General features: G+C 67.7%; 4 protein-coding genes. 1 reads left to right on the top strand and 3 read right to left on the bottom strand.

The genetic code is table 11. The annotated features are described in order from the left end of the window. Positions 1-1,163, top strand: a 1,163-nt coding sequence (locus tag VM221_09675) for a right-handed parallel beta-helix repeat-containing protein (protein HUT75083.1), incomplete at its 5' end; no start/stop codon positions are given. A 17-nt stretch (positions 1,164-1,180) separates the two neighbouring features. Here VM221_09675 and VM221_09670 read toward each other — a convergent pair. From VM221_09670 to VM221_09660, 3 genes are all read right to left on the bottom strand, one after another. Next, a complete protein-coding gene (locus VM221_09670) occupies positions 1,181-2,074 on the bottom strand; it encodes an AEC family transporter (GenBank protein ID HUT75082.1) in 894 nt (297 codons plus the stop codon). A gap of 133 nt (positions 2,075-2,207) precedes the next feature. Beyond that, on the bottom strand, positions 2,208-3,428 hold the full coding sequence (locus VM221_09665; GenBank protein ID HUT75081.1) for a GspE/PulE family protein: 1,221 nt from the start codon (positions 3,426-3,428) through the stop codon (positions 2,208-2,210). A gap of 133 nt (positions 3,429-3,561) precedes the next feature. Further along, a complete protein-coding gene (locus VM221_09660) occupies positions 3,562-3,867 on the bottom strand; it encodes a helix-turn-helix domain-containing protein (protein HUT75080.1) in 306 nt (101 codons plus the stop codon). Positions 3,868-3,890 lie beyond the last annotated feature (23 nt).

Genomic DNA, 3,890 nt, shown 5'->3' with positions numbered 1-3,890 from the left:
ACCACGTTCGCCTTGTCGGCGCGGGCGCGGAGACCGTACTGCGCAAGGCACCGGAGCGATACTCGCGGCTGGCGGCCTACGTCGGCTACGGCCATTACGACGTGTCGGTCGCCGACCCGGACCGGTTCGCGGTCGGCATGGGCGTCACCATCCGCGACGACAATGCGGTCGGCTTTTACGAGACCATCGCCACCCTGACCTGGCGCGACGGCGACCGCTTCGGCATTGGCCATATGCTCAACCATGACTACGCGCCGCGTCACGGCGGCGAGCTCTACACCAGCTTCCCGCCGGTGAGCGCCAGGTTTATCGCTAATGTCGAGGTGCGCGACCTGGTCATTGACGGCAACCGCGGCGAGAACCCGCATACACTCAACGGCTGCCGGGGGGCGGGGATGTACCTGCTGGCGGTCAGCCAGGCCGTCGTCGCCAATGTCGCCGTGCGCGACCTCAACGGCGATGCCATCGGCTTCCAGCAATGCCGGGACCTGCGCCTCGAGGACTGCGTGCTGGAGAACAACGCCGGCCACGGCCTCCACCCCGGCAGCGGCTCGCTGCAGGGGGCGATGCGGCGCTGCCGGTGCGTGGGCAACGGCGGCGACGGCATCTTCTTCTGCCTGCGCGCAACCTACTGCATCTGCGAATCCTGCAAGTTCGTTGGCAACCGCGGCCACGGCGTTTCCATCGGTGAACGCGACACCCACAATGCGATCGTCGGCTGCGGAATCGAGGGCAACGGCGATGCCGGCGTTCATTTCCGCGACACCGACGAGGTCATGGCGCCCCACGCCACGCTGGTGGCGGGCAACGACCTCGCCGACAACTGCCGTGAGCAGGGGGAGGCGGAAATCTCGGTGCAGGGGGCGGTCGGCGATGTGCACGTGTTGGAGAACGTCATCCGCCGCCAGGCGGGGGCGCGGCCGGTGGCCGGCGTCCGGGTGGCGAGCGCCGTGGTGGGGGCGCAAGTCTGGGGCAATCGCTGCCAGGGCGACTTCACTGCGCCGACGCAGGTCGAGCCGGGGGCGAAGGTCGGGTTCACCCGCCCGGAGCGCGAGCTCCCGGTCGGCCCCGACGCGGCGCCCGCCGACGCCGACCGCCATCTGCCTCCCCAGGTTCGCGGCGGAGCCCCCTGCCGCCCTGCGCAGCCCAACGGTTCATGCTGAGCGCCGCGACGCGCGGCTCAGCCGACGAGCAGCAGGATCACGGACAGCGTGACGAAACTGGCGACGGTCGAGATTGCCACCACGCCGGCCGCGCGCCGCGGCTGCAGGCCGAACTCGGTGGTATAGACCACGACGTTGGCCGCCGTCGGCATGGCGGCAAGCAAGATCGCGACCTGGGCGCTCAGCCCGTGCACCCCCAGCAGGATGACGAAGCCGAAGGCGACCGCGGGCGACACCACCAATCGCATCACATTGGGCAGCACGGCGCCGGCGAGCTGCCCCCTCAGCTCGTGGCGCGACTTCGCCAGTTGCGCCCCTAACATCAACTGGGCGATCGGGATGATCGCCCGACCCAGCATTTCCAACGGCGCCAGCAGGAAGCGGGGAAGAGCCAGCCCCAGCGCGCGCATCACCAGCGCGGCCGCCGCCGCGTAGATGGAGGGCAGACCCAACACCGTCCTCAGCGCGCGCGCCCCGGGTGTGCGATGCCGGCTGGCGTAATAGACGGCGACCGTGTTCATCAACACGTTCAGCACCAGCACCCAGATCACCGCGAGGTCGAGGCCCGCGCCGCCGAAGGCGTACAGCGCCACCGGCATCCCCATGTTGCCGGCATTCATGAAGATCGCGGTCAGCAGGAACAGGCTCTCCTCGTCGCGCGGGTAGCGGCGCAGCCGCGCGACCGCCTTGCCCAGCACCCACAGCGCGCCCAAGGTGAGCAGCGCGACCGCGATGAGCGGCAGGACCCCGCCCAGCGTCATCCGCGTCGTCAGCAGGGAGGTGAAGATCAGGCTCGGCAGCAGGAGGTAGATGGAGACGCCTGACAGCGTGCGCTCGTCCAGGCTGCGGCGCAACTCCAGGATGAACCCCAGCGCGATGACGATGACCAGCGGGATGATAACGGTGACCATGCGGGCTTGATTCGACGCCGGGGCGCTCCGACGCCTGCCGCCGCCGCCCAAGCGCTGAACCGCCATCACTACGAGCCGAACCGGAATCCCCAAGGCGCGCCAAGCAGCGCGCGAGTCGGCGGCGTCTGCGGATCTATCCGGCTCCTCCCAACACCCGCACGACCTCCTCCGCGGTCGTTTCTCCCGCGATGACCTTCGCCATGCCGTCGGCGAACATGGTGGTTGTGCCGCCGCGAATTGCAGCCTCGCGAAGCCGGGAAGCGTCGGCGCCGGTTGCGACCAGGTTCATTAGCTCAGGGTCCATAACCATGATCTCGAAAACGCCCATGCGCCCGTAGTAGCCGGTATGCATGCACTTGTCGCAGCCCGCACCCTTGTAGAAGGTCGGCGGCTCGTCGGGCCAGGGGAGACCGCCCGCCTCCGCCCGCCGCCGCCACTCGGCGACCACTTCGGCAGGGTACTCGACCGGCTGCTTGCAGTCGGCGTGGACGCGGCGCGCCAGGCGCTGTGACGACACCATCAGCAGGCCCTGCGCCAACAGGAACGGGTCCGCTCCGATCTGCAGCAGGCGCTGGATGGCCAGCGCCGCGTCGTTCGCGTGAACGGTCGTCATCACCAGGTGGCCGGTGATGGCCGCCTGTAGCACCTGCTCCAGGGTCTCGGCGTCCGGCACGTCGCCGACCATGATGATATCGGGGTCGGAGCGTAGGACTCCGCACAGGACATCCGCGTGCGAAATCCCCAGCTTGCGATTCACGCCGATCTGTATCACGCCCGGTAATAGTATCTCCACGGGGTCCTCGACCGACATCAGCACCCGTTCGGGACTGATGACACGGTTCAGCGCCGAGTGCATGATCGTCGTCTTGCCGCAGCCGGTGGGACCAGAGAAGACCAGCAGTCCGCACGGCTGGTGCAGGCAGCGATCCAGGCGCTCGCGGTCGGACTCGCGGTAGCCGATCCGGTCCAAGGTGGGCAGTACGTCCGGCATGGTGCGAAGGGTCAGCTTCTCGCCATAGACAGTAGGCAATACGCACTCGCGCAGATGGTGTTCCTGTCCTTCTACGCTGACGAAAATGCGCCCGGTCTGAATCGCCCGGTGATTAGCAGTGTCCAGGTCGGCCATGGTCTTGAATCGCGTCACCAGCGGGTCGTGCACATTCTTCGGCAGAGTCAGCGCATCGTGCATGACGCCGTCAATGCGCAGGCGCACCTTGCTCTCCTTGGGCGCAGGGTCAATGTGAATGTCGCTTGCGTTATCCGCCACCGCAGCCGCAACGATCTTGTTGCTCAACTCGACCAGGGCCGTTTCCTCCGCCTTCCATGCCTCGCCAGCCGCTTCTTGCAGGGTCATCTGTCCTCTCCTTTGTGTGAACCCTGAACTTTCGCCGGGACACAGCCGGGGGCGGCTGTGCTCCGTCTGATTGCATGTCCGACACCGTCCAGGTGGGCGCAGCATGTTTACCCGCCCCTGGATGGCTGCGTCCCTACTCCCGCGCCGCGCGCGCCCGGGCGATGCGCTCCTCCAGAACCCCGATGGCATCGCGCACCGCATCGAGGTCAATGCCGGCGGCGGTGGGGTCGTCGTACTCCAGGAACTTGCGCAGGTCGCGGCGGTAGAACCGCCACTGCCGCCCCGCCTTGAACCCCTGCACCTTGCCCTGGTTGATCCAGCGGTACAAGGTGGGCTTGGTCGTCTTCAGGAAGGCGACGGCCTCGTCCATGTCGAGCACGTCGTCGTCGCGCTCCTCCGTGGGTGGGCCGGGGTCGGCTTGAGGGGCGTTCCCGGTCATGCTTGTCCTCCTCCATGTAATAA

It is taken from the genome of Armatimonadota bacterium, from assembly GCA_035527535.1.
Classification (GTDB): Bacteria; Armatimonadota; Hebobacteria.
The sequence above is the reverse complement of the archived record's forward strand: the minus strand, read 5'-3'. Positions and strand labels throughout refer to the sequence as shown.

Bases quoted from the DNA above. Each gene is read 5' to 3' on its own strand.
- VM221_09665 (HUT75081.1), bottom strand. From the start codon at position 3,428: ATGACCCTGCAAGAAGCGGCTGGCGAGGCATGGAAGGCGGAGGAAACG.
- VM221_09660 (HUT75080.1), bottom strand. From the start codon at position 3,867: ATGACCGGGAACGCCCCTCAAGCCGACCCCGGCCCACCCACGGAGGAG.
- VM221_09670 (HUT75082.1), bottom strand. From the start codon at position 2,074: ATGGTCACCGTTATCATCCCGCTGGTCATCGTCATCGCGCTGGGGTTC.